General features: G+C 50.3%; 1 protein-coding gene. It reads right to left on the bottom strand.

The annotated features are described in order from the left end of the window. Positions 1-33: 33 nt before the first annotated feature. The gene (gene urtA / locus OKB81_RS20440) at positions 34-1,116 is read right to left on the bottom strand and encodes an urea ABC transporter substrate-binding protein (RefSeq protein ID WP_270805441.1); all 1,083 of its coding nucleotides are present in this window, start codon (positions 1,114-1,116) and stop codon (positions 34-36) included. Positions 1,117-1,118: the final 2 nt, after the last annotated feature.

The raw sequence follows: 1,118 nt of genomic DNA, 5'->3' as shown, positions 1-1,118 counted from the left end.
GACTGTGCTCGGTGATTGATCCGGGAGATCAGATCACCACTTGGCTAGATAGTTCCCCGATTTGTGCAACAAGGCCATCATGGCTGCGTAACCACCAGTCAGGTTAGGCACAGAAACACCGATCAGGGCATCTTGTACTTTCGCCGGGTCAGTAGTGCCCGCTTTTTCAACCGCTTTCACCCACATGTTGAAACCGATGTAAGTCGCTTCCATTGGGTCGTTGGTTACAAGCTCTTTTTTACCGGTAAATTTGTGCCATTTTTCGATGAAATCTTTGTTTGCTGGGGTGTCTACGCTTTCAAAGTAATTCCATGCCGCCAGATGGCCAACCAACGGTTTAGTGTCGATACCTGACAGCTCTTCTTCACCAACAGAGAACGCCACCACTGGGATGTCTTGTGCAGAGACGCCTTGGTTGCCTAACTCTTTATAGAAAGGCACGTTCGCATCGCCGTTGATAGTAGAAACCACCGCAGTTTTCTTGCCCGCAGAACCGAATTTCTTCACATCAGCTACGATTGACTGCCAGTCTGAGTGACCAAACGGGGTGTAGTTCACCATGATGTCAGACGCTTTCACGCCTTTGGCTTTCAGGTAAGCTTCCAGAATTTTGTTGGTGGTGCGTGGATAGACATAGTCAGTACCCAGCAGAGCCCAACGCTCTACGCCCTGTTCCATCAGGTAATCAACCGCTGGAATCGCCTGCTGGTTTGGTGCAGCACCGGTATAGAATACGTTTTTGGATGACTCTTCCCCTTCATACTGCACAGGGTAGAACAGCACGCTGTTCAGCTCTTCCACTACTGGCAGCACTGATTTACGGGAAACGGAAGTCCAGCAGCCGAAAATGGCAGAGACTTTGTCTTTTTGAACCAACTCACGCGCTTTTTCAGCGAACAGCGGCCAGTTTGACGCAGGGTCAACCACCACAGGCTCCAGTTTTTTGCCCAGCAATCCGCCTTTCTTGTTCTGCTCATCAATCAGCATAAGCATGGTGTCTTTCAGTGTGGTTTCACTGATCGCCATGGTGCCAGACAGCGAGGGCCTTGTTGCACAAATCGGGGAACTATCTAGCCAAGTGGTGATCTGATCTCCCGGATCAATCACCGAGCACAGTC

The organism is Aeromonas sp. QDB56, from assembly GCF_027705505.1.
GTDB classification, from domain to species: domain Bacteria; phylum Pseudomonadota; class Gammaproteobacteria; order Enterobacterales; family Aeromonadaceae; genus Aeromonas; species Aeromonas caviae.
This window is presented reverse-complemented; position numbering and strand designations above follow the sequence as displayed.